Genomic DNA, 21,962 nt, shown 5'->3' with positions numbered 1-21,962 from the left:
TTTGACCCTAATAATGCTTTTCAATCCCAGAGTTTTCATCAGCCTCAAAACTGTTTTATGATTAATAATAATCCCTCGTTCTTTCATAACTAAAGTGATACGACGGTATCCCAGCCGCCCTTTGTGCCTATGATAAATATGCCTTATCAAAGCCTTGATTTCTGTATATTTATCTTTTTTCTCAAGAGCTTTCTGATGGTAATAGAAGCTGCTTCTGGCCATACCTGTACAATCCAACAGGACCGACAGATCATATTTTCGCCTTAATCCTTCGATGGCCTCTGCTTGTTCTTTTTGAGAGTTAAGGCGTCTAACTTTTTTAAAAAATCAATTTCAGCTCGCAATCTTTCGTTTTCCAATAAAAGTTCTTCTTCTCTGGTCAATGGCTTATCAGACTTTCTTTTCTTACGTTTGTAATCGCTCATAATCCTGGGGCTTCCTTTGGGTTTATTTTCTAAACCTAAATTACCATTTTTTTCGTATTCTCTTTGCCAGCTCAACACGGTAGACTGCGCCGCGATATCGAACCGAATACAAGCTTCCCTTTGTGATATACATTCAGTTGCGATAGTTTTCAAAACTTTAACCTTAAACTTCAAGGAATAATTCCTGTTTTTTCTAGCTTGTAGCCCTGAGATTCCGTACTTGTTATAAAAACCGATCCACTTACGCAGATTACTCTCATTGAATCCCTTCTCTTTTGCTATAGATCCAATCGAACGATGAGAGTTTTTGTGAAGTTTAATACATTCTAGTTTGAACGCAACGCTAAATTTTTCTTTTTTATACATAAAAAATGCCCCTAAAAAGTGTCTAACTTTTTGGGGGCAGTCCATTTTCGGGATTTTTTCTGCTCTATTACATCGGACCACCTTGTTGGTCGTCACCTGCTTCATTAGAATTAATATCTTTTTTCTTTTTAGGTTGCTCTATCTTCTCACCTTGTTTGAATCTGTATGTCAAAGAGATTGAGAATTGTCTTGGTTGCCATTGCATATAGTTTCTTCGTGTATAATCACTGTTAAAACTGAGAACTTCTCGACTTCTCGTATTGAAGATATCCTGGATATTGAACGATATCGTTCCGTCCCCTTTCCATATTGTTTTTGACGCCCCGAAATTCAGAGCATACATATCTTCGGTATTCTGGTTGGCTGATTTTTGAGCTCCTCTGTAGAAGCCTTGCAACTGCAAACTTAAAGTTTTATCAAGCTTAAACGTAGTATTAAGACGTGCTCTTGTCGAAAAACCGCTTCCCGTGAAGTCCATAGACCCGGTCTTTTCGATACCATTTATATCTCTTGAATTGTAATATGCGATCCCAGTAGTTTTATATCCAAACATATCTAAGCTACCCATTATTTTTAACCAAGCTAAAGGATCATAAGTAAAGTTAAGGTCTAAGCCATAACGATCATCATTTCCAAGGTTAATGGGTTTTGTATAGAATACACTCATACTTTCATCAGGTCTGTATACCAGCATTTTGGTGTCATCCGTAGCATGTCTATAATATAGAGTAGGGTTAATAGTAAATTTCTTTCTGGTAATATTATATCCCACTTCATAAGAATCAACGTAAGATGGGTTGAGATCAATATTCCCTTCAAAAATATTTTGACTGTTGCTATAGTTTGGAAAAGGAACCATGAAGAATGATCTAGGTCTGTCTATTCTACGGGAATAATTTACTAAAATCTGATTATTTTTAGATATATCATAACTCAAAAATACACTTGGAAATAAGTTATTGTAATTCTTGGTTTTGTTTAAAGCAGCTGTATTAGGATTCTGATTTATATAGTTAATCTTAACGTTTGAAATCTCATCCCTTAATCCCAATTGATAGCCAAAATTACCAATTTTACTTCTGAATTGAAGATAAAAGGCATTGAAGATTTCCCTATAATCTGTATTATTATTGTAATCAGGAATAAAAGGGTTGTTGGAAGTACTGCTTACGAAGTTATCATAAGCATTATCATTAACGTCTAACCTGTATCCTGCTTCAAGCTTTGATTTTTCCCCTATTGGTAACTCATAATCAGCTTTACCAATAATCGTTTTACTTACAGAATGTCTTTTAGTCATATCCTGTACGGCGGGACGAAGGTCATTGGTTTCCAGAATATCTGCATTATTGTTATTTCGGTTTCTTTGTAAACTTAATGATACAGAGAGGTTCTGCCCCTTATCATCAAATTTGTGATCTAATCCTACATCTCCTTGGAACGCAAGGTTATTAAACGTAGTTTTTGAATCTCTAAGCCCATAAGGATTTAGGAGGTTCCATTTTCCAGTGGTACTTTGAGGGTTAGATGAATCTCTGGAAAATCTGTAAAAACTGTCATAGGTGTCTAATAACTCATTACCATCCCCTTCAAACGTTCTTACTAAACCTGTCAGATTAATTGAAGTTTTTTCAGAAAGATCATATACAAATCCTGCGCTTACATTATAGTTTTTGTTGAAGGTTTTGTTGATGGAATTTTGTGCCTGATTTACAGGAAGATCTCGGGGTTGTTGTCCTGGTAAAATATCAGGAAAGGTAACATTATGGTAGGTCGTTTCCGAATTGTTTGTAGTTCTGTTTTCAGTATAACCGCCACCGCCGTTTAAGAACCATGTCCAGTTATTTTTTCTCCAGCTTAAATTGGTATTAAGAGCAGTTCTTGGAAAATATCCCAAAGTTCCCACTACGCTACCGTTGAATCCTATTTTTTTGTTCTTTTTAAGAATAATGTTCAAAATACCTGATGTCCCGCTTGCCTCAAATTTAGAAGATGGATTGGTTATCACTTCTATTCTTTCGATCTGATCGGCAGGAATACTCTGAAGTGCATTGGCTCCGTCATCAATACCCAGAAGGGAAGAAGGCTTTCCGTTGATCAAAAACTTGACATTGGTACTTCCCCTCATAGAAACAGTTCCGTCGGTATCTACGGAAACAGAAGGTACATTGGACAATACATCCTGAAGATTTCCTCCTTTACTCACAATATCCTGTGAAGGATCGTAGGTTTTCTTATCCAGCTCAACTTTATATGCTTTTGCTGCTGATGCAGTAATAACCACCCCCTGAATTTCCTGTGTTTTTCCATCCAGAGTAGTCGTTGCTTCAGGTTCTAGAGATAAAGCTCCGATGTTTCCGGCTCCGGCAATATTTTTATTGATGACACTTTTTTTGTAATCAATAGCTTCTACGGTGATGTCATAGTCTCCCGGGGCAATCTGCAGTTGGTACTGTCCCTTATCATCAGTAAGCACAGCATCACTTAGAGCATTGTTGGCTTTATTGGTAAATGTTACTGATGCATAGGGAACCGGCTGGTTTTTCTTATTGACAATAATACCTGTAACGCCTGCTTTTTCCTGTGCAAAAGCCATTGCTGCTGCCGATAGTACTAAGGTAAGTCCCAAAGCTTTTCTTGTGAAAATATTGACAATTTCTGTCTTATTCTTCATAGGTTATTTTTTTGTATAAAATCGTGAAAGGATAACCCTTAATCTCTTGAATCACAATAAAATATTGATTTTCAAAAAATTATGATCTTTATTATTTTTTCTAACTGTTTAAATTGGTGGTGTCTGCTAAACCTATTTTATATTTTTGGAGTTGAGCCAATTCTGATAGGCTTTAGCATTTACAGCATGCTCTTCAGCGCTTGCGGTAAACTTGTGATATCCAAATCGTGCAGGATCGGCACACATAAATATATAATTATTGTTTTCTGCTTCTAAAACGGCATCTACTGAGTTTTTATCTACAACACAGATCGGTCCCGGAGGAATCCCTGCATTAGCATAGGTATTATAAGGTGATGGCGTAGACAAATGCTTATAAAGTACTCTTTTAATCGGTTCCTTAAAATTAGTCTGCTTGTTGATGGCATAGATTACCGTAGGGTCAGACTGAAGTTTCATTCCTTTCCTGTAACGGTTTAAATATAATCCTGCGATCGTTTTCATTTCATCTTTTTTTCCTCCTGATTCCTTATATACAATAGAAGCCAGTGCATAGATCTGCTCTCTTGTCAGACCGGATTGCTGTTCTTTATTTTTTCTTTCGGCTGTCCAGAAATCATGATACTGATCTTCAAACTTTGCAAAAAATTCTCTGGGGCTTACGGTCCAGAAAAAATTATAGGTATCTATGAAAAAATACTTTTTTAAATCTTCAACATTTTTATAGCCTTTCTCCTGTGCAATTCCATCAAGATCATTGACAAAATGCAGAGAATCGAGTTCCGTTTTTTTGGTTACTTTACCAATCATCTGGTACATATCACCAAAATCCCCGATTCTAAACGAATTGGCTGTCTGATTGCCGGCTTTTATCATATTCACAAGGTCTGTATTCCCTTTCCCGCTCTGGATGTGATAGCGTCCCGCTTTAAAGCTAGTGTTCAGTCCCTTGTCTTTCGCTACAGTTTCAAATGATTCGCTATCTTTAAGATATGGAGCAATAGAATCCAGGATCTGTTTGAAACCTGCTTTATGGGGAATCAAAACATAGCCTTCTTTTTCTACATTGTTTCCGTAATATTTATTATAAAATCTCAAACCAAAAAATCCTGCGGCAACAAAGACCAGCAGAATAACAATGAGAATCGTTTTTTTCATTCTTATACCGTTGATTAAAAGTTCTGTTTTTTTTAAAAGATATCTACCTTTCCTCTAAAAACTTGTTTTGCAGGGCCTTCAAGCCATATATTTCGGAAAGAATTTCCGTTTTTTTCTGCATATACTTTAAGGTTTCCACCTAAAGTTTTAACTTTTACAGAAGTTAGATTGTTATTTTGGAGAAAAGTTAAAGCAGAAGCTGTAACTCCGGTTCCACAACTGTATGTTTCGTCCTCAACGCCTCGTTCATAGGTTCTTACAAAAATTTCTTCATCAGAAATTTTTTCCATAAAGTTAACATTGATTCCTTTTTCCTTATAATTTTCAGAATTTCTGATCGCATATCCTTCCGCATAGACCCCGAAGTCAGCTAAATCATTTACGTATTTTACATAATGAGGTGAGCCGGTATTGAGAACAGCATCATCACCGTCATTCGATATAGTATCCACATCGATCATTTTTAACTTGATAACTCCGTTATGAATTTCAGCCTCGTGTTCCCCGTCGATGGCCATAAATCTGCATTTGTCTTCAAATACATCTAGGAAAAAAGCAAAGGCAACCAGGCATCGTCCGCCGTTTCCACACATCGTGCTTTCTCCGCCGTCAGAATTGTAATAGACCATCTTAAAATCATAATCAGGATCATTTTCCAGGAGGATAAGGCCATCAGCTCCTATTCCGAAACGTCGGTCACATAGCCTTTCAATCGTATTTTTGTCTTTAGGGAACTGAAGATCACGGTTATCTACCATTACAAAGTCATTTCCCGTTCCCTGGTATTTATAAAATTCCATATTTCTTTTTGTCTTACATAAAGAGACAAAATTAATATATTTAAAATGAAAAACGAACAGTGTTAACTGTTCGTTCTCTTATTTATAATCGTTTTATCTAAACCCGCCGCTATTCTGTTTGTTTGAATTGTTGGAGTTGTTATTCTGACCGGAAGAACCACTTCTGAATCCACTTCCGCTTGAAGGTTCAGATCGGGTGGTATTAGTCTCAGTGTTTCTGAAGCCACCGCTGTTTGAATTTTTCTGCGTGTTTTGAGTGCTGCTTCCTTGTCTGAAACCGCCGCTGTTCTGGTTATTTCTGTTCCCTTGATTGTTTTGGTTGTTGTTCTGGTTTCTGAAGCCACCGCTGTTATTATTATTTCGGTTGCTGTTGTTGCTTCTGTTATTAAAGCCGCCGCTGTTATTATTGAAGCCACTGCCACTGTTGGTCTGGCCTCTGAATCCGTTCGGTCTGGATGTAGAGGTGTTGTTGCCAGATCTTCTTTCTACATATACTTTTCTTCGTGAGTTGTTGTAATTATAGTAGTAATAAGGAGCTCCATTGTCATAATAATAATTGACATCGTTTCTATAATAATAGCCGTCATTGCCCCAATACCCGCCATTTCCGTAATATCCGGAAGGAGCATAGTAATATCCGTTGTTATAATAAGGGTCGCCATAACCGCCCCCGTTCGCATATCCGTCATTATATGCCATACATGATGTTAAAGTAGAGATGGCAAAAATGCTTACTGCTATTTTTAATAAATTTTTCATGACTTTTATTGTACTTTTTTTTCTTTAAAACTTTTTTTCCAATTGAGGTATCCTAAGATAGCCATTATAGTAAATACCAAATATTGAACCGAAGTGATTCCAAGTCCCTTAAAAATCATCATCGGTATGCAAATAAGATCACCGATAATCCAGAAAATCCAGTTCTCAATGCGCTGTTTGGCCATAAACCACATTCCTACCAAAAATATGGAAGTAGTTAAAACATCCAGCCAATTGGCCCAATCCAGATGATCCAGCCCGAAGCTGCTGCTTTCCATATGATCAATATATGGTTTATAATAGTATATAAGGGTTACAAATGCTAAACTCAGTATAAATAGAATGACAGCATATACCCATTCTTTCCGTGTGGCCCAGGTCACCTCTACATGAATATGGTCTTTGGAGTTTTTCGACCAGAGAACCCATCCGTATACGCTCATTATAGTATAATAAACATTAATCAGGCAGTCACCCAGCAGTCCGAAATTGAAAAGAATATAGACATAGATCAATGTGGAAATAATACCGGTAGGATATACCCAGATATTCTTTTTAATAGAAAAATATACACTCAGGGTTCCAAATATAGCCCCACAGGCCTCCAGTATGATCTGTAAAGCCGTATAATTTTCATACGGTTTTACAAAAAGGTCATATAAATTCATGCGATCAAAAATAATAAAAAAATAAGACCTGATGAAATGATATGAATATCGTGCTGGTCAGGTTTTTAGAGTTTTTAATGTAAAATATCTGACGAAAGTTTGCCGATAAATGGGAGAGTTTCTAAATTTTTTATATTTTCGTAAATCCTTAAATAAATAAAAAAACATGTCTAAAATTTGGGTTAAGAAGCCGCTAAGTGCCTATGAGGCAGATATGCAGAAAAGTGAGCTGAAGAAAGTCCTTGGAAAATGGAGTTTAACAGCAATTGGAGTAGGAGCTATCATTGGTGGCGGAATCTTCGTTCTTACAGGAACCGGAGCATATTATCATGCAGGTCCGGCACTGGCAATCTCATTTATTGTTGCAGGTATTGCCTGTGTTTTTGCCGCATTATGTTATGCAGAGTTTGCCTCCATCATTCCTGTTGAAGGTTCGGCCTATGCCTATGCCTATGGTACCGTAGGAGAAATTTTTGCATGGGCAATGGGCTGGTGTCTCATCCTGGAGTATGCCATGGCAAGTATGGCCGTTTCGGTGAGCTGGTCCGGCTATTTTACCAAATTTTTAAAAATATTCGGAATTCATCTGCCTTCCTATCTCACCTCAGACCCGGCAAGTTATACCGGTGAAGGCTTTTCGATGAATCTTCCTGCATTTATCCTGGTGTTGCTTATTACCGCTTTGCTGGTAAAAGGAACCAAAGAAGCTGCCGGAGCGAATAACCTGATCGTTTTGCTAAAAACTTCAGCCGTGATCTTTGTGGTGATCGCCGGAGCCTATATCGTTTTTTCAAATCCGGAATTGTACAACGCTACAGAAGGAGTTAAAAACTGGAACCCTTTCATCCCCGATGCCATAAAAATTAAAAATTCAGAAGGAGATATGGTCTCTGCATACGGTCTCAAAGGAATAATTTCCGGAGCCGCAGCCATATTCTTTGCCTATATTGGTTTTGATGCTGTTTCTACACAGGCTGGAGAAGCTATTAATCCTAAAAAAGACGTTCCTTTTGCGATCATCACTTCATTACTGATCTGTACAGCTCTTTATATCTGTGTATCTCTTGTATTAACAGGGATGATGCATTATACAGACTTTAATCCTGAAGGAAAATATCCTGATGCTATTAAAGCTCCTGTGGCCTATGCATTTGAAATTGCAGGGAAGCACTGGGCAAGTAATATTGTAACGATTGCAGCTACGGTAGGATTGATCTCTGTGGTGATGGTCATGATGATGGGGCAGTCCAGAATCTTTATTGGGATGGCCAAAGACGGATTAATTCCTAAATTCTTCGGAGAACTTCATCCAAAAACAAGAACGCCTTACAAAGGGATTATCCTTTTGGGAATCGTAGTGGCATTAATTGCTGCCTTTACACCGATTTCGACACTGGCAGATATGACAAGCTTTGGTACCCTGTTTGCCTTTACATTGGTTTGTATTGCTGTTTGGGTGATGAGAAAAAAAGAACCTAATCTTATCAGACCATTTAAAGTTCCTGCCTATAAAATTGTAGTGGCATTAGGTGTTATTATTAATATCTATCTGATATTCAATCTTAGCGCTCATGCATTGGAGCTTTCTGCTATCTGGCTATTCTTTGGTGGTTTAGTGTATTTTATGTATGGAAAATCACATAGTAAACTGAACAACCCTGAAAAGTATAATAATGTAGACTAATAATGATATAACCCGCTTCGGCGGGTTTTTTTAATGAATAAGTATGAAAAACATTTTCTCTATTGTATTCTTGGCTGTGGGAATCACAGCTTTTTCCCAGCAGGTGGAAAGTTTGGAAACGATTTTAAACGATAACGTCAGCATCAGAGCTCTGGAAACAGATGGCCATACAATATGGTATTCCGGAACAGAGGCGAAGGTGGGGTATGTGGATATCGGAAATCCTAAAAATCAAAAGCAGATTAAGGTATCCGAAGAGAAGCTTCAGTTCAGAACCCTCGGACAGGACAAAACGTCTTTTTACACAATTAATATTGAAAGCCCGGCCAGATTCTTTAAAATTGACAAAAAAAACTTGACATCACAAGTGGTTTTTACTGATACCGTGAAGACGGCCTTCTATGATGCCCTGCATTTCGTGAACGACAGATTGGCCTATACCTTCAGTGATTCAGGCAAGGACCATCTTCTGAAGCTGGCCGTATACCGGGATGGAAAATGGAGTCCCTTTAAAAATAATGTAGTGCTCAATGAAGGTGAAGCTGCTTTTGCGGCCAGTAATACCAATATTTCTTCCGCTTCAAAATACCTGTGGATTGCAACAGGCGGTAAAGCTTCCAGGATTTTAAGAATGAACCTGAAAACCGAAAAATTCGAAATATTTAATACTCCGTTTATTCAGGGAGAATCATCACAGGGAATGTATTCAATAGATTTTTATGATGACCGCTTTGGAATTGCAGTAGGGGGAGATTACACAAAGCAGGATGCCAATATCAATAATATTGCAACGACAAATGACGGAGGGGAAACCTGGCAGGTTCAGGCTTCGGGGCAGAATGCCGGTTATATGACCTGTGTGAAGATTAAGCCCGGCTCAAAAGGGAAAGAAATGATGGCAGTGGGAGATCAGAATATCAGCTATTCTTCGGATTTTGGAAAAACATGGAAGAAAATTTCTGATGAAAAAGGATTCTTTGTTTTTAACTGGATCGATGGCAACAGGATTGTTTTAGCAGGAAATAAAAGAATAGCGGTCATGAAATTAAAATTTTAAATATAAGATATAGAATTTATCATTATAAGACAAATGCCTGATCATACGTATTTAGACTCATTATAAAATACAACCTAATATATTTCATAGGTTATAATTCACAAGTAATGGTTAATTTTGTAAGATGAAATTTTATTGATGTTAAATTTCATGATCCGATAAATTAATTTTTCAAATGAACTCTTTAATAGATAAATATAATATTCCCGGGCCGCGTTACACCTCTTATCCTACGGTTCCGTATTGGGATGAAACCACATTTTCACCGGAAAAATGGAAGAATAGTGTCATCAGGTCTTTTCATGAGACGAACGCAGCAGAGGGAATTTCTATCTATATTCACCTGCCTTTTTGTGAGGCTTTATGTACTTTCTGTGCATGTCATAAGAGAATTACAAAACAGCACAGCGTTGAAATTCCATATCTGGAGAGCGTCTTGAAAGAATGGAAGCTTTATCTAGGACTTTTCAACGAAAAACCCAAACTGAAAGAGCTTCATTTGGGCGGAGGTACTCCAACATTTTTTTCTCCTGAAAATTTGAAGACCCTGTTGGAAGGGATTTTTACCACAGTAGATATTGCAGAACATCCTGAGTTTTCTTTCGAAGGCCATCCGAACAATACGACCAGGGAACACCTTCAGACTTTGTATGACCTTGGTTTCAGAAGGGTGAGTTTTGGGGTTCAGGATTATGACCCTAAAGTGCAGAAGGCGATCAATAGGATTCAGCCATTCGAAAATGTTAAAAATGTAACCGAATGGGCTAAAGAAATCGGTTACAGAGGGATTAGCCATGATTTGGTCTTCGGACTTCCTCACCAGACTTGGGAAGCAATGGAGCACACCATAAGAAAAACAATGGAGCTGAAGCCGGACAGGCTGGCTTTTTATTCATATGCGCATGTTCCATGGGTAAAAGGAGTGGGGCAAAGAGGATTTGATGAAAATGACCTGCCGAGTGGTGAAGAAAAGCGCCGTTTGTATGAAGACGGTAAAAAACTGTTGCAGGATCTGGGATATATTGAGGTGGGGATGGATCACTTTTCGCTGGAACATGATGATCTCTATCAGTCCCTGATCCATAAGAAGCTTCACAGAAACTTTATGGGATATACTTCGAGTAACACCCAGCTGATGGTGGGGTTGGGAATGTCTGCCATTTCAGACTCGTGGTATGCTTTTGCCCAGAATGTAAAAACAGTGGAGGACTATCAGAAAACAGTTGAAGAAGGAGAGATTCCGGTAGTGAAAGGACACGTTCTGAATGAAGAGGATCTGATGGTAAGAAGACATATTCTGAATCTGATGTGCCAGCTGGAAACTACTTTTACTCCTCAGAATTCTTTTCCGGAGCTCGAAAATGCATTAGATATGCTTCAGGAAATGGAAAACGACGGATTGGTGGAAATCAATGGTCATGAAATCAAAATTACCGAGGGGGGCCGGGCATTTACAAGAAATGTAGCCATGGTTTTTGACCTCAGGATGATGAGAAATAAGCCTGAAACGAGAATTTTCTCGATGACAATATAAAGTAAAAGCGGTTCAATACAGAACCGCTTTTTATTTGCTTTAAAATTTTTAGTTTACTCTTTGTACTAGAGCTGTAAAGCTTGAATCTATTTTTTTAATGCAATGTTTGCAAGATTACTGGTGTTGCGTATGATTTTCTTTCGCAGGGCACTTTGTTCAGCAAAAGCTTTTTCGAGTGAACGCCTTAGCGATTGTTTTACATAAGAAGCAAGGAACTTAGCGCCCATTTATGTTTAAAATATTTTTCTTTTTACTTAATGATAATCTTCTGGCTGTAAGATTTCAGCTCGCCGGATTTCAGATTAATAAAATAGACTCCGGCAGGTATTCCGGAAATATCAATGCCTTTGCCTTGAGTGATCTGATCCTTTTCCAGCACCTTTCTTCCTTCCGCACTGATGATTTCTGCAGTTAATTTTTGATCCTTCACGCCATCAATGAAGATTTCTTTGGAAGCCGGGTTGGGATATATTCTGACGGTTCCTAGGTTATTGCTTTCCTGGGTACTGAGCGTTCCCGTTGTGATTTTGAAAATCTTTCCACTGTTCACTGCGGCTACATACAGCTCTTTTTGTGAATCCTGGCCGAATGTAGAGAAGTTATTCCCACTGTAGGCAGAAGTCCAGGTTATTGCATTGCTGCTGTCCAGAATTCCGATTTGTGTGGAGCAGTAATCGGCAAAAAAATATTTCCCTTGAAGGGATGGGTTTTGTATTCCTCTGTAGACATAGCCTCCTGTAATTGAACATTTTCCACCGGAATGATCATATACGGCTACCGGGAAGGTCATGGTAGACTGGGCGGGGCATCCTACTGTATTATACGCATCATTTCCTTCATAGCATCGCCAGCCATAATTGATCCCGGCTTGGGTGATCGGCATTGTATTGATTTCTTCTATAGCTCCCTGGCCTACATCTGCAATCCATACTTGCCCGGTTTCCAGATCAAAAGAAAATTTCCAGGCATTTCTGAGCCCATACGCCCATACTTCGTCTGCTCCATCCACCCCGGTTGCGGCAAAAGGATTATCTGAAGGAATATTGTAAGGGCCGGTGGCGTTGACATCAATCCGCAGCATTTTTCCCAATAAAGCGTTTTTGTTTTGGGCATTGTTGTTGGGATCTCCGCCACTTCCGCCGTCTCCGGTGATCACCCATAATTTTCCGTCCGGAGCAAAATGAATACTGCCTCCATTATGATTGGTAAAAGGCTTTGGGATATTCAGCAGGATTTTTTCCGAATTGGGATCTGCGGTGTTGGGGTCTGTTGCACTGACACTGTACCGCGCTACCACCACATTTCCCGCAGTGTTGTTATAATACACAAAAAAATACCCGTTCGTAGGGTATTGTGGATGAAATGCCAGTCCTAGAAGGCCTCTTTCGCCACCATAAACAATTTTTGAAGTAACATTCAGGAAATTGCTGGCATTAACGGTTCCATCTGGCTGTATAATTTTAATAATACCGTTCTGCTGCACAACAAACAACCGGTTGTCGCCGGCATTGGTAATCTCGACGGGACTGGTAAGTCCGGTGGCAAATTCTTCCAGATTAATGCCCTGAGCATTGACAAATGAGGAAGAAAAGATACTGATGCTAAAAAGTAAATTTTTCATAATATTTTGATATTTAGTGGATTGAATTGGTGAATGAAAATTTTATACCAATCGAATTTTGAAGACTTGATGAAGATACCATGAAAAAATTGTTAAATCTTAAATAGAAATCAGAATACCAATATATCTGAAAATAAACCATTTCTGTTGTTAAAAATTCATAAAATACCAGAAAATCATTATATTTGCCGACTTAATTTAACGTAGTTATAACAAAATGCAAGGAAAAGGACTTATTACAATTGTTGCTATTGTCCTGGGGTTGATCTGCTTAAACGAGCTATTGCCAACCTGGTACGCCAGCAAAATTGAATCGCAGATTGAAGCTGCGAAAGGAAACGAGAAAGAGATCAAACGAATCAAGGAAGATACTCTTAATCTTGGGTATACAAAGCTTTATTATTCGAGAGCTAAAGACAAGGAAATGAAACTTGGTCTTGACTTAAAAGGAGGGATCAACGTTCTATTGGAGATCAACCAGAGAGACCTGGTGAATGATCTTACCAATTATTCTACCAATCCTGTTCTTATTGAGGCTCTTACCAAGACTGATGAAGTTCAGAAAAACTCAACAAAATCGTACATCGACAACTTCTTTGAGCAGTTCGATGCGATTAACAAAGCAAAAGGAGCCAACCTTAAGCTTGCAGATCCGGAACTTTTCGGAAATACCAATTTATCTGAAATCAAGTACAATACGACTGATGAGCAGGTAAAAAGTATTGTAAAGAGAAGAATAGATCTTTCTGTAGGAACAGCTTTCGAGGTAATCAGAACGAGAATTGATAAGCTTGGAGCAATCCAGCCTAACGTTCAGAGAGTTCCTGGAACCGCCAGAATTTCTGTAGAAATGCCAGGTATGAAAGATATCGATAAGGTGAAGAAAATGCTTCAGACGTCTGCAAAACTTCAATTCTGGGAAGTACAGCAGATCCCTGAAATTGCGCCTTATTTCCAGACGTTAACAACTATGGTTTCGGCAAAAGGAGACTCTATGGGAGTTGCAAAAAATGTAAACTTCATGAATCTTTTACAGCTGGATAAACTAAGAAGTAACGGTGTTGCCAATGTGAAATTATCTGATACAGCTGCTGTCAATAAGATTCTGAACAGCAAAGTGGGTCAGTCTTTACGTCCGGCAAACATTAAATATACACAGTTTATGTGGGGGTATAAACCTGAAGCTACAAGTCCGGACGACCTGGTATTGTATGCGATCAGAAGTAATATCAACCAAAAAGCTCCTGTAGACGGTGCTGTAGAAACTGCAAGCATCAGCTATGATGAACTTGGAAGAGTAGTGGTAGATATGCAGATGGATTCCAAAGGAGCAAAAGAGTGGAAAACATTAACAGAGAAAAACGTTGGAAAACCGGTAGCGGTAACACTTGATAACAGAGTGTATACTGCACCAAACGTTGTGAATGCAATCCCTAACGGTAGAACCCAAATCTCAGGTAACTTCTCTCAGGAAGAAGCTAAAGAATTGGTGGACGTTTTAGGAGCAGGTAAATTGCCTGCAGGAGCGAAAGTAGTACAGGCTACTCAGGTAGGACCGTCTCTTGGACAGGAGTCTATCAATGCCGGTATGATTTCATTTGCTATTGCATTCCTTATTATCATTGTTTATATTATTTTCTATTACGGTGGTGCCGGGGTATACGCTGTCATTGCAATGGTAATTAACCTTTTCTATATTTTCGGAATTATGGATTCCGGAGACTTTACCCTTACGCTTCCTGGTATCGCAGGTATCGTATTGACGATGGCGATGGCGGTAGATACCAACGTAATTATCTACGAAAGAACCAAGGAAGAGTTATTCGCAGGAAAAAATATCTTAGAAGCTTATAAAGATGGTTTCAAACATGCATTAAGTGCAATTATTGATGGTCACTCCACCACATTGCTTACGGCAGTGGTATTGTTCTTCTTTGGAACAGGACCTATCAAAGGATTTGCATTGACATTGATGATCGGTATTATCATGACATTGTTCACTTCTGTATTGCTTTCAAGAGTAATGATCTTCAGCAGACTGAACAAAGGTAAGCACCTTTCAGTGTGGACTCCGCCTACGAAAAACCTATTCAGAAATACATGGATTGATTTCATCGGTAAAAGAAAATACGCTTATATTATTTCTGCAGTTTTAACGGTAATTTGTGTGGTTTCTATGGTTACGCACGGATTTAAATACGGGATCGACTTTACAGGAGGTAGAAACTATGTAGTAAGATTTGATAAAGAAGTAAATGCTAATGATGTTGAAGAAAAATTAGTAAAACTTTTCAAAACTGAGGATGGTAAAAACTCTTCTGTAGAAGCTAAAACTTTCGGGAACTCCAGTCAGTTGAAGATCTCTACCGATTACCTTATTGAAGATGAGTCTTTGAAAGCTGACCAGACCATTGAGCAGAAATTATTTGAAGGATTAAAAGGAGACCTTCCTGCTAATATTACATTGGCAGATTTCAAATCTGCGGATAAAGACCATGCAGGGATCATTTCATCTGAAAAAGTGGGTCCTACAGTGGCAGACGATATTCAGACACACGGTATCCTTGCAGTTGTTGCTGCATTGGCGGGTATCTTTATCTATATCTTATTCAGATTCAGAAAATGGCAGTTCTCTTTAGGTGCTGTAGCAGCATTGTTCCACGATGCGGTTATTATCCTTGGAACCTATTCATTGCTTCACAAATATATGCCGTTCAATATGGAGATCAACCAGGATTTCATTGCGGCGATCCTTACCGTATTAGGATATTCTATCAATGACACGGTAATTATCTTCGACAGAATCAGGGAATACCTGAAAGAGAAGAAATCTCTTACGCTGGCAGGACTGTTTGATGATTCTATTTCAAGTACATTGGGTAGAACGTTCAACACGTCATTTACTACGATTTTGGTAATCCTTGCGATTTTCATTTTCGGTGGTGATAACCTGAGAGGATTTATGTTTGCAATGTTGATCGGTATTGGATTCGGAACCTATTCGTCAATCTTTATTGCATCAGCAATTGCTTATGACTTCCTTAAAAAAGGAAAAGAGGACGAAGTACATGGGAAGACCACTTCCAACAAAGAAGTACTTGCTTCAAAGTAATACGACTACAATAAATTTAGTAAAGCCTTTCGAAAGAAAGGCTTTTTTTATAGTACAACCTCTCTCGCATGCACCGCCTCCCGAAGAAAATGAAGAAAAAAATCTTATTTTTTGTGGTATGTTGTTTTTGGTAACGTATTTGCTAATATATGGACCGATGAGATTATTTCGCTGATACAGAGGATCAATTTTTTATAAACTTTGAACTCAAGAGGTGATCAATAATTGAATTGTTTAAAAAAAAACAAAATGAGATTAAAAAAATTATTCATTGCTGCAATGCTGTGTGCTTGCGGCGCTATTAGTGCGCAGATAGGGATAGGTCATGCTAATCCCGATAAAAGCTCTGCATTAGATGTGGCTTCAACCGATAAAGGGTTGCTTATTCCAAGAATTTCCGATGTATCAACCATAGCAAGCCCTGCCAACGGCTTATTGGTCTACGATCTTAAAAGACAGGCATTGAGCCAGAATATCGGAACACCTTCCAGCCCTAATTGGGTTCCGATCAGCGGAAATGTTGTAAAATTCTTTTACATGCCTTCCATCGATATTGATACTTCAACGGTCGGAACAGGAAGAACAGTTGATCTGTATCAAACCTATAAAGCACAGTTTTCAAAACCTAAAGTTGCCAGTCCTGGGTCACCGGCTGCGATTCCTTTTTTTGCCAATGCTTCCGATCTTCATTATTATGTAACGGATTTTGATGGAACTGTTTTAAAGAACCTGAGTATTGATGCTAACGGAATCTTACGCTATGATGTAGTGGGAACCGCTACAGCGTGTTCGTTTGTTAATATCGTATTTGTCATCAAATAATTTTAATTGACATCGCTTTATAAGCCTTATCTCTGATCTGAGATAAGCTGTCTTTTGTAACATTAATTCTAAAATTATTGATGATGAAAACATATTCTATTCTGCATTATATAGGTCTGATACTCTGTCTTTTTGCATCAGACAAAATACTTTCTCAGCAAATGGTTTCGCTGCCCAATGGTGGTTGCGGAAGAATACTGGATGCCCATACTGCAAGCAGGAGTGATGGAGGTTTTCTGTGCTTCAGGGTGGGAAAAGAAGCCGCTAACCCTTCCAATATGACTGATTCTGACGTAAACTCTTTTGGTTCTCTAAAACCCGGTACAGGGGTGGGAGCTTTCTGTTCTATGTATATCGGTGTGGAGTCAAAAGGAGCCAATTTCCCAGCCAATAAGCCTATCTACATTGACTTTGCTTCAGATGGATTTAATTTTAATCCCAGTTTTAACGCTGGAAATTTTGTATTTTATAAAAACGGCAGAGAAGTATACCGGACCGGAATCAACGGCCATTTCTTTTTTGATTTTGGAGATAATCAGGAACGGCGGATTATTAAAATAATTCCTACAGCAACATGGGATAAAGTGCGGCTTGAATTTGGAGAACTTATTGGGATCGGGTTTGCATTTAGCCAGATGAGGGTTTATAATATACTTTCAGAGTATTATACGGCTCCTATGAAATTCTTATCGCAACCATCAGACCGGACAGTTGCTGCAGGAGGATCTGTAACGATGACCTCTGTTGTCGACAAGACAGATGAAACTCCTGATCATATTACCTATCAGTGGCAGGTACTGAATGGCGCAACATGGACGGATTTATCCAATAACGCCAACTACAGTAACGTTACTACGTCTACGCTTAGTCTCAACAATGTTCCGGCCGGATTCAATAACAACCAATATAGGGTAGTGGCCAAATCCAGTTTTTTTTCGTGTGCATTTCAGGCGGTTTCCAATACTGCCAGGCTCATTGTAAACTCAGTCAATACTCCCGGGATCATTGGTACTGATCAGGAGCTGTGTCTGGATATCAATAATGATCCTGCGGCATTTACACAGGTTTCCATGGCACAGGTAACGGGCTCTGCTGAATATCAATGGCAGCGTTCCGTTGATAATATTACATTTGTAAATATTGCCAATGCAACCTCAGAAATATATGATGCTCCACCCATCACGCAGACTACCTATTACAGACGTGCTGTAAGGTCTGTTCTCAATGGGAATATTACTGAGTATCAAAATAGTAATACGATTGAGGTTAAAGTCAAAAAAAGCTGCCTGATCAATTGCATCAGGTCGAACCGGATGATAAGTACAAAACTTACCCATTAATTTCTTTATGACGGGAAGGTATTAATAACGTATTTCGGGCAATACTGAAATACGTTATTTTTTTGGAATATTAATGTGAAATCTTTTAATTTTTTCATACAGCAAGTTTAGAATTATTTTGGCGATAATCCATATTTTTAAGATTATTATACTAGTGAGCTACGGGACTTCTTTATAAAATGAAATTTAGAATCATTATTTTTAAGATTTGTTTAATTTTGCAGCATCATGGAAAAATCAAAAAAAAATACAGCAATAAGCTTTATATTCATTACGCTGCTTATTGATATTACAGGATGGGGAATCATTATCCCGGTAGTTCCGAAGCTCATTGAGGAACTGATTCATGCAGATATCAGTGAAGCGGCGAAATATGGTGGCTGGCTGGGATTTGCCTATGCCTTTACACAGTTTATATTTTCTCCGATTGTAGGAAACCTTAGTGATAAATATGGCAGGAGACCTATTATTTTGATTTCACTTTTTGGATTTGCAGTAGATTATATATTTCTGGCATTGGCACCTACAATCTGGTGGCTTTTTGTAGGAAGAATCATTGCCGGAATCACGGGAGCCAGTGTTACCACTGCCAGCGCTTATATCGCAGATATTTCCACCGATGAAAACAGAGCTAAGAATTTTGGGATGATAGGAGCGGCATTTGGTCTTGGATTTATCATCGGCCCTGTTCTAGGCGGAGTTCTGGGACATTATGGTGCAAGAGTGCCTTTCTATGCTGCTGCAGGTTTGTGTCTTCTTAATTTTTTGTATGGGTATTTCATCCTGCCTGAAAGTTTGGGTAAAGATAAAAGAAGAGCGTTTGACTGGAAGCGGGCGAATCCTGTAGGATCGTTCAAATTCTTAGGTAAGCATGCTGAAATTTCAGGACTGGTTTTCGCTTTGATTTTAATATATATTGCAGGTCATGCTGTGCAGAGTAACTGGAGCTTCTTTACGATGTATAAGTTCGACTGGACCGAAAGAATGGTTGGAATTTCATTAGGAGTAATCGGGTTGTTGGTAGGATTGGTGCAGGGTGGCCTGATCAGATGGACCACTCCGCGGCTGGGAGAGCAGAAAAGTATTTATTACGGCCTGGCATTGTATGCGATAGGGATGCTGCTTTTCGCTTTTGCTTCCAAAGGATGGATGATGTTTGTTTTCCTCATTCCTTACTGTCTGGGGGGTATCTGTGGACCTGCTTTACAGTCGGTTATCACAAAAAGCGTTCCTTCCAATGAACAGGGGGAACTTCAGGGTGCGCTCACGAGCCTGATGAGTGCCACTTCCATTATCGGTCCGCCGATGATGACCAATCTGTTTTACTTTTTTACGCATGATGAAGCTCCGTTCAAGTTTTCAGGAGCGCCATTTTTCCTGGCATTCATTTTAATGACCATCAGTGTTATTGTTACCTATTCCGTTTTCCAGAAGAAAAATAAAATCTAGCATTTTCTCACTGGTTTTTCCAGGAATAAATCAGTATATTTAAAATGAAAATACTATCCCTCAGGAATTTCTGAATCAGGAAGTACAAAAAATAGAACGATGAGTCCGTTACAATTACAAGAGTATCTGGCCAGAATACATTATTCCGGAGCCATAGCACCGGATCTGGAAACGCTGGAAAAAATTCACCAACTTCATCCCAATTATATTGCGTTTGAAAATATAGATTCTTATACCGGTACCGTTCCATCTCTGGACCCGGAAGAGGTCTTCAGAAAGTTGGTGACAGACTCCCGCGGAGGCTATTGTTATGAACAAAATCTGCTGCTGGGAAGCATGTTGAAATGTATAGGATTTAAAGTTGAAATGCAGTTGGGCAGAGTCGTCTGGAAAAGAGAGGAAAACAGCAGTGCAGCCAGAACACATTTCTTGCTGATTGTAACGGTAAAAGATCAGAAATATCTTGTTGACTGCGGTTTTGGAACAGTAACTCTCACAGCTCCTTTACGGTTGAATGAGGAGCAACCGCAGCAGACCCCAAATGGTTTGTTTATGATTTCACAGAAAGAAGGCGGATACACCCTTTGGATCTGGAAAGAAAAATGGCTGCCCATATACCGGTTTTATCTGGAATCTGTGGAATCTTTAGACCTGGAAATTGCAAACTGGTATGTGGCTACTCACCCCGAATCAGGATTTAAGAAAAACCTTGTCCTTTCCAAAGTAGATGAACATGCCCGCTATACGTTCACCGGTCATACCCTGAACATACGAAAAGAAACCGGAGAGAAGGAGTCTGTTTCCATTGAGACTCCGGAAGAAATCTTTGAAATGCTGAAAAATATTTTCAGGCTCAAAGAAAATGCGATAGAAATGCTAAAAGCAAAAATCGGAAATTAATTGCCTGATGGGCTATATATAAAGGGAAGCCCAGCGGGCTTCCCTTCTTTGAAATTCTATGATATGTAAAAACTATGGATACAAAGATTTAGTGCCATTGCTGACAATATTGCTTCCTAATCCCGAGAATGATACGGAAAATTTGCTTGCGTTGAAGCTTAATGATCCGGTAGGTGTACAAAGCCCTAAGGCGTATCTGCATTGTCCGTAAGCACCTGTCTTCTTTAAGATTTTGCTTTCACTTTTTGCTTTCCCAAGACTGATATGCCCCCAATCACTTACATCCGCATTGGAAACCGTAGATCCTGAATAGTAGATGGTGATCTGATATCCTGTTTCTCCTCTTTTAGAACCCCAAAGCCAGTTGGCAGTCCACCATTGCTTGTACCATTTAGAGACTACTTTTGCAGCCTGCCCGGCAACCTCTTCGTTACCTCGGGTATCCATGATCACCAGTCCGCCGAAGACATTGTCCCAAATGATCCCTGAATCGTTATAAAAACATAAGGTGGTAAATCTCCCCGTTTTGGTGTTCCAGGTAACTTCCATGATCTGGGTTCCTGTTTTTACGTCTTCAGTGATGGTTTCTTTTAGTCCCTTCTGGGCTGTGGTCAGGTCATCTCCTGTATACAAATCACCAATTTTGCCGATTTTTACAGAAGCCGGATCTATGAGATTTCCCATAGCAATAAACTGATCCCGGTCAGAAACAAGAGCTGTAGACAGGTCAATTCCTTTCTGTGTGGACAGTGTTCCCAGTACATGAATGCTGCTGATCTGTAGATCGCTTTTCAGATACTTTTCAAGATTTTTCCTGGATTCATCAAGCTGGATTTGTACGGAAGCAGGGATAGTCTGTGAGGGAAGCGAAGTGATTTCCTTTTTAAGGTCAGCCAGAGAAGTTCCGGACTGAATATTTTCCTGCTGGAGGATTTCATTGTTTTCATCACGGCAGCTGTTAAGCGACAATACCGACAGTACAGCCATAACTTTAAAGGCAGTTACTAGTTTTTTCATAATAAATATTTATTTGGTTGTGTGAAGTAAATATAACAAAATGTTATATAATTCTCAATATTTTGAATTAATTATTTGTTAATTGATATTAATCGAGGAGGATATAGGATTAGAATGGTGCCATATGATAATGATACTATAACGGAATAGGGTAACCCTAAATCGCCCAAATCTTAAAATTTGTTTAAAATTTTAGTTTACAGCAGATAAATAGTATAATCTTTCGTAATTTTACTGCATGGAATTAAGCATTGGAGAAATGGCACTGATTGCGGTAGCAATTGTTGTATTATTCGGACCGGATAAACTTCCTCAGATTGCGCGTGACTTAGGGGCAGGCGTTAGAAAAATGCGTGGTGCAGTGGAAGATATCAAAACTGAGATCATGAAAGAAACAGATAATCCTGTTTCGGAGATCAAACGTGAAATCGAAAAGGTAAAAGATGCTGCCAAAGATTTTAATCCGATGAAAGATATCGAAAAAGATATCGTGAATGAACCTGCTGCATCAAATGAACCTCCAAAACCCAAGCCTGCCGATGATGAAACCTACGAAGGGCCGGTAAGCAGATAGGG

18 protein-coding genes are annotated in these 21,962 nt (G+C 38.9%); 9 read left to right on the top strand and 9 right to left on the bottom strand.

Annotated features, from left to right (window positions below; all coding sequences use genetic code 11):
* The 7 genes from DRF67_RS17700 to pnuC form a co-directional block, all read right to left on the bottom strand.
* A partial coding sequence (locus tag DRF67_RS17700; protein ID WP_133297683.1) for an IS3 family transposase occupies positions 1 to 222 on the bottom strand: 222 nt, incomplete at its 3' end.
* A 41-nt stretch (positions 223 to 263) separates the two neighbouring features.
* A complete protein-coding gene (locus DRF67_RS17695) occupies positions 264 to 836 on the bottom strand; it encodes a helix-turn-helix domain-containing protein (RefSeq protein WP_165851826.1) in 573 nt (190 codons plus the stop codon).
* Between the two features lie 22 nt (positions 837 to 858).
* A complete protein-coding gene (locus tag DRF67_RS17690; RefSeq protein WP_115929628.1) occupies positions 859 to 3,465 on the bottom strand; it encodes a TonB-dependent receptor domain-containing protein in 2,607 nt (868 codons plus the stop codon).
* Positions 3,466 to 3,597: 132 nt separating this feature from the next.
* The gene (gene mltG, locus DRF67_RS17685; protein ID WP_115929627.1) at positions 3,598 to 4,623 is read right to left on the bottom strand and encodes an endolytic transglycosylase MltG; all 1,026 of its coding nucleotides are present in this window, start codon (positions 4,621 to 4,623) and stop codon (positions 3,598 to 3,600) included.
* 32 nt (positions 4,624 to 4,655) lie between these two features.
* Entirely contained in the window at positions 4,656 to 5,423 is a 768-nt protein-coding gene (gene dapF / locus DRF67_RS17680) for a diaminopimelate epimerase (protein WP_115929626.1), read from the bottom strand.
* A gap of 93 nt (positions 5,424 to 5,516) precedes the next feature.
* Positions 5,517 to 6,182, bottom strand: a complete 666-nt coding sequence (locus DRF67_RS17675) for a hypothetical protein (protein WP_115929625.1) — start codon at positions 6,180 to 6,182, stop codon at positions 5,517 to 5,519.
* Positions 6,183 to 6,187: 5 nt separating this feature from the next.
* Entirely contained in the window at positions 6,188 to 6,850 is a 663-nt protein-coding gene (gene pnuC, locus DRF67_RS17670; RefSeq protein ID WP_115929624.1) for a nicotinamide riboside transporter PnuC, read from the bottom strand.
* Between the two features lie 166 nt (positions 6,851 to 7,016).
* On the opposite strand from pnuC, the gene DRF67_RS17665 reads away from it, so the two are divergent.
* The 3 genes from DRF67_RS17665 to hemN all read left to right on the top strand — a co-directional run bounded on the left by DRF67_RS17665 (position 7,017) and on the right by hemN (position 11,125).
* Entirely contained in the window at positions 7,017 to 8,534 is a 1,518-nt protein-coding gene (locus tag DRF67_RS17665) for an amino acid permease (RefSeq protein WP_115929623.1), read from the top strand.
* 43 nt (positions 8,535 to 8,577) lie between these two features.
* Complete coding sequence (locus DRF67_RS17660) at positions 8,578 to 9,591, top strand: WD40/YVTN/BNR-like repeat-containing protein (protein ID WP_115929622.1); 1,014 nt, start codon at positions 8,578 to 8,580, stop codon at positions 9,589 to 9,591.
* Between the two features lie 175 nt (positions 9,592 to 9,766).
* Entirely contained in the window at positions 9,767 to 11,125 is a 1,359-nt protein-coding gene (gene hemN / locus DRF67_RS17655) for an oxygen-independent coproporphyrinogen III oxidase (protein ID WP_115929621.1), read from the top strand.
* Positions 11,126 to 11,375: 250 nt separating this feature from the next.
* On the opposite strand, the gene DRF67_RS17650 is transcribed toward hemN, so the two are convergent.
* Positions 11,376 to 12,746 (bottom strand): PQQ-dependent sugar dehydrogenase, encoded by a 1,371-nt coding sequence (locus tag DRF67_RS17650; protein ID WP_115929620.1) that lies wholly within the window; start codon positions 12,744 to 12,746, stop codon positions 11,376 to 11,378.
* A gap of 217 nt (positions 12,747 to 12,963) precedes the next feature.
* On the opposite strand from DRF67_RS17650, the gene secD reads away from it, so the two are divergent.
* From secD to DRF67_RS17625, 5 genes are all read left to right on the top strand, one after another.
* Complete coding sequence (gene secD / locus DRF67_RS17645; RefSeq protein WP_115929619.1) at positions 12,964 to 15,858, top strand: protein translocase subunit SecD; 2,895 nt, start codon at positions 12,964 to 12,966, stop codon at positions 15,856 to 15,858.
* A 249-nt stretch (positions 15,859 to 16,107) separates the two neighbouring features.
* Complete coding sequence (locus tag DRF67_RS17640) at positions 16,108 to 16,680, top strand: hypothetical protein (protein WP_115929634.1); 573 nt, start codon at positions 16,108 to 16,110, stop codon at positions 16,678 to 16,680.
* 80 nt (positions 16,681 to 16,760) lie between these two features.
* Positions 16,761 to 18,020, top strand: a complete 1,260-nt coding sequence (locus DRF67_RS17635) for a hypothetical protein (protein ID WP_115929618.1) — start codon at positions 16,761 to 16,763, stop codon at positions 18,018 to 18,020.
* 228 nt (positions 18,021 to 18,248) lie between these two features.
* Positions 18,249 to 19,469: a TCR/Tet family MFS transporter gene (locus tag DRF67_RS17630; protein ID WP_115929617.1), complete on the top strand. Its 1,221-nt coding sequence runs from the start codon at positions 18,249 to 18,251 to the stop codon at positions 19,467 to 19,469.
* 99 nt (positions 19,470 to 19,568) lie between these two features.
* Positions 19,569 to 20,369, top strand: coding sequence for an arylamine N-acetyltransferase family protein (locus tag DRF67_RS17625; protein ID WP_115929616.1), 801 nt, complete (start codon positions 19,569 to 19,571; stop codon positions 20,367 to 20,369).
* 72 nt (positions 20,370 to 20,441) lie between these two features.
* Here DRF67_RS17625 and DRF67_RS17620 read toward each other — a convergent pair whose 3' ends face one another.
* Positions 20,442 to 21,386, bottom strand: a complete 945-nt coding sequence (locus tag DRF67_RS17620) for a hypothetical protein (protein WP_115929615.1) — start codon at positions 21,384 to 21,386, stop codon at positions 20,442 to 20,444.
* A 238-nt stretch (positions 21,387 to 21,624) separates the two neighbouring features.
* Between DRF67_RS17620 and DRF67_RS17615 the strand changes: the two genes are divergently transcribed.
* A complete protein-coding gene (locus DRF67_RS17615) occupies positions 21,625 to 21,960 on the top strand; it encodes a Sec-independent protein translocase subunit TatA/TatB (RefSeq protein ID WP_115929614.1) in 336 nt (111 codons plus the stop codon).
* Positions 21,961 to 21,962: the final 2 nt, after the last annotated feature.

Source organism: Chryseobacterium pennipullorum (genome assembly GCF_003384725.1).
Taxonomy (GTDB): Bacteria; Bacteroidota; Bacteroidia; order Flavobacteriales; family Weeksellaceae; genus Chryseobacterium; species Chryseobacterium pennipullorum.
This window is presented reverse-complemented; position numbering and strand designations above follow the sequence as displayed.

Excerpts from the sequence above, each read along its gene's own strand:
- DRF67_RS17620 (WP_115929615.1), bottom strand. The coding sequence starts at position 21,386 with ATGAAAAAACTAGTAACTGCCTTTAAAGTTATGGCTGTACTGTCGGTA.
- DRF67_RS17665 (WP_115929623.1), top strand. The coding sequence starts at position 7,017 with ATGTCTAAAATTTGGGTTAAGAAGCCGCTAAGTGCCTATGAGGCAGAT.
- DRF67_RS17675 (WP_115929625.1), bottom strand. The coding sequence starts at position 6,182 with ATGAAAAATTTATTAAAAATAGCAGTAAGCATTTTTGCCATCTCTACT.
- dapF (WP_115929626.1), bottom strand. The coding sequence starts at position 5,423 with ATGGAATTTTATAAATACCAGGGAACGGGAAATGACTTTGTAATGGTA.
- DRF67_RS17630 (WP_115929617.1), top strand. The coding sequence starts at position 18,249 with ATGGAAAAATCAAAAAAAAATACAGCAATAAGCTTTATATTCATTACG.
- secD (WP_115929619.1), top strand. The coding sequence starts at position 12,964 with ATGCAAGGAAAAGGACTTATTACAATTGTTGCTATTGTCCTGGGGTTG.
- DRF67_RS17635 (WP_115929618.1), top strand. The coding sequence starts at position 16,761 with ATGATGAAAACATATTCTATTCTGCATTATATAGGTCTGATACTCTGT.
- DRF67_RS17640 (WP_115929634.1), top strand. The coding sequence starts at position 16,108 with ATGAGATTAAAAAAATTATTCATTGCTGCAATGCTGTGTGCTTGCGGC.
- DRF67_RS17660 (WP_115929622.1), top strand. The coding sequence starts at position 8,578 with ATGAAAAACATTTTCTCTATTGTATTCTTGGCTGTGGGAATCACAGCT.
- DRF67_RS17690 (WP_115929628.1), bottom strand. The coding sequence starts at position 3,465 with ATGAAGAATAAGACAGAAATTGTCAATATTTTCACAAGAAAAGCTTTG.
- DRF67_RS17650 (WP_115929620.1), bottom strand. The coding sequence starts at position 12,746 with ATGAAAAATTTACTTTTTAGCATCAGTATCTTTTCTTCCTCATTTGTC.
- DRF67_RS17615 (WP_115929614.1), top strand. The coding sequence starts at position 21,625 with ATGGAATTAAGCATTGGAGAAATGGCACTGATTGCGGTAGCAATTGTT.
- DRF67_RS17625 (WP_115929616.1), top strand. The coding sequence starts at position 19,569 with ATGAGTCCGTTACAATTACAAGAGTATCTGGCCAGAATACATTATTCC.
- DRF67_RS17695 (WP_165851826.1), bottom strand. The coding sequence starts at position 836 with ATGGACTGCCCCCAAAAAGTTAGACACTTTTTAGGGGCATTTTTTATG.
- mltG (WP_115929627.1), bottom strand. The coding sequence starts at position 4,623 with ATGAAAAAAACGATTCTCATTGTTATTCTGCTGGTCTTTGTTGCCGCA.
- hemN (WP_115929621.1), top strand. The coding sequence starts at position 9,767 with ATGAACTCTTTAATAGATAAATATAATATTCCCGGGCCGCGTTACACC.
- pnuC (WP_115929624.1), bottom strand. The coding sequence starts at position 6,850 with ATGAATTTATATGACCTTTTTGTAAAACCGTATGAAAATTATACGGCT.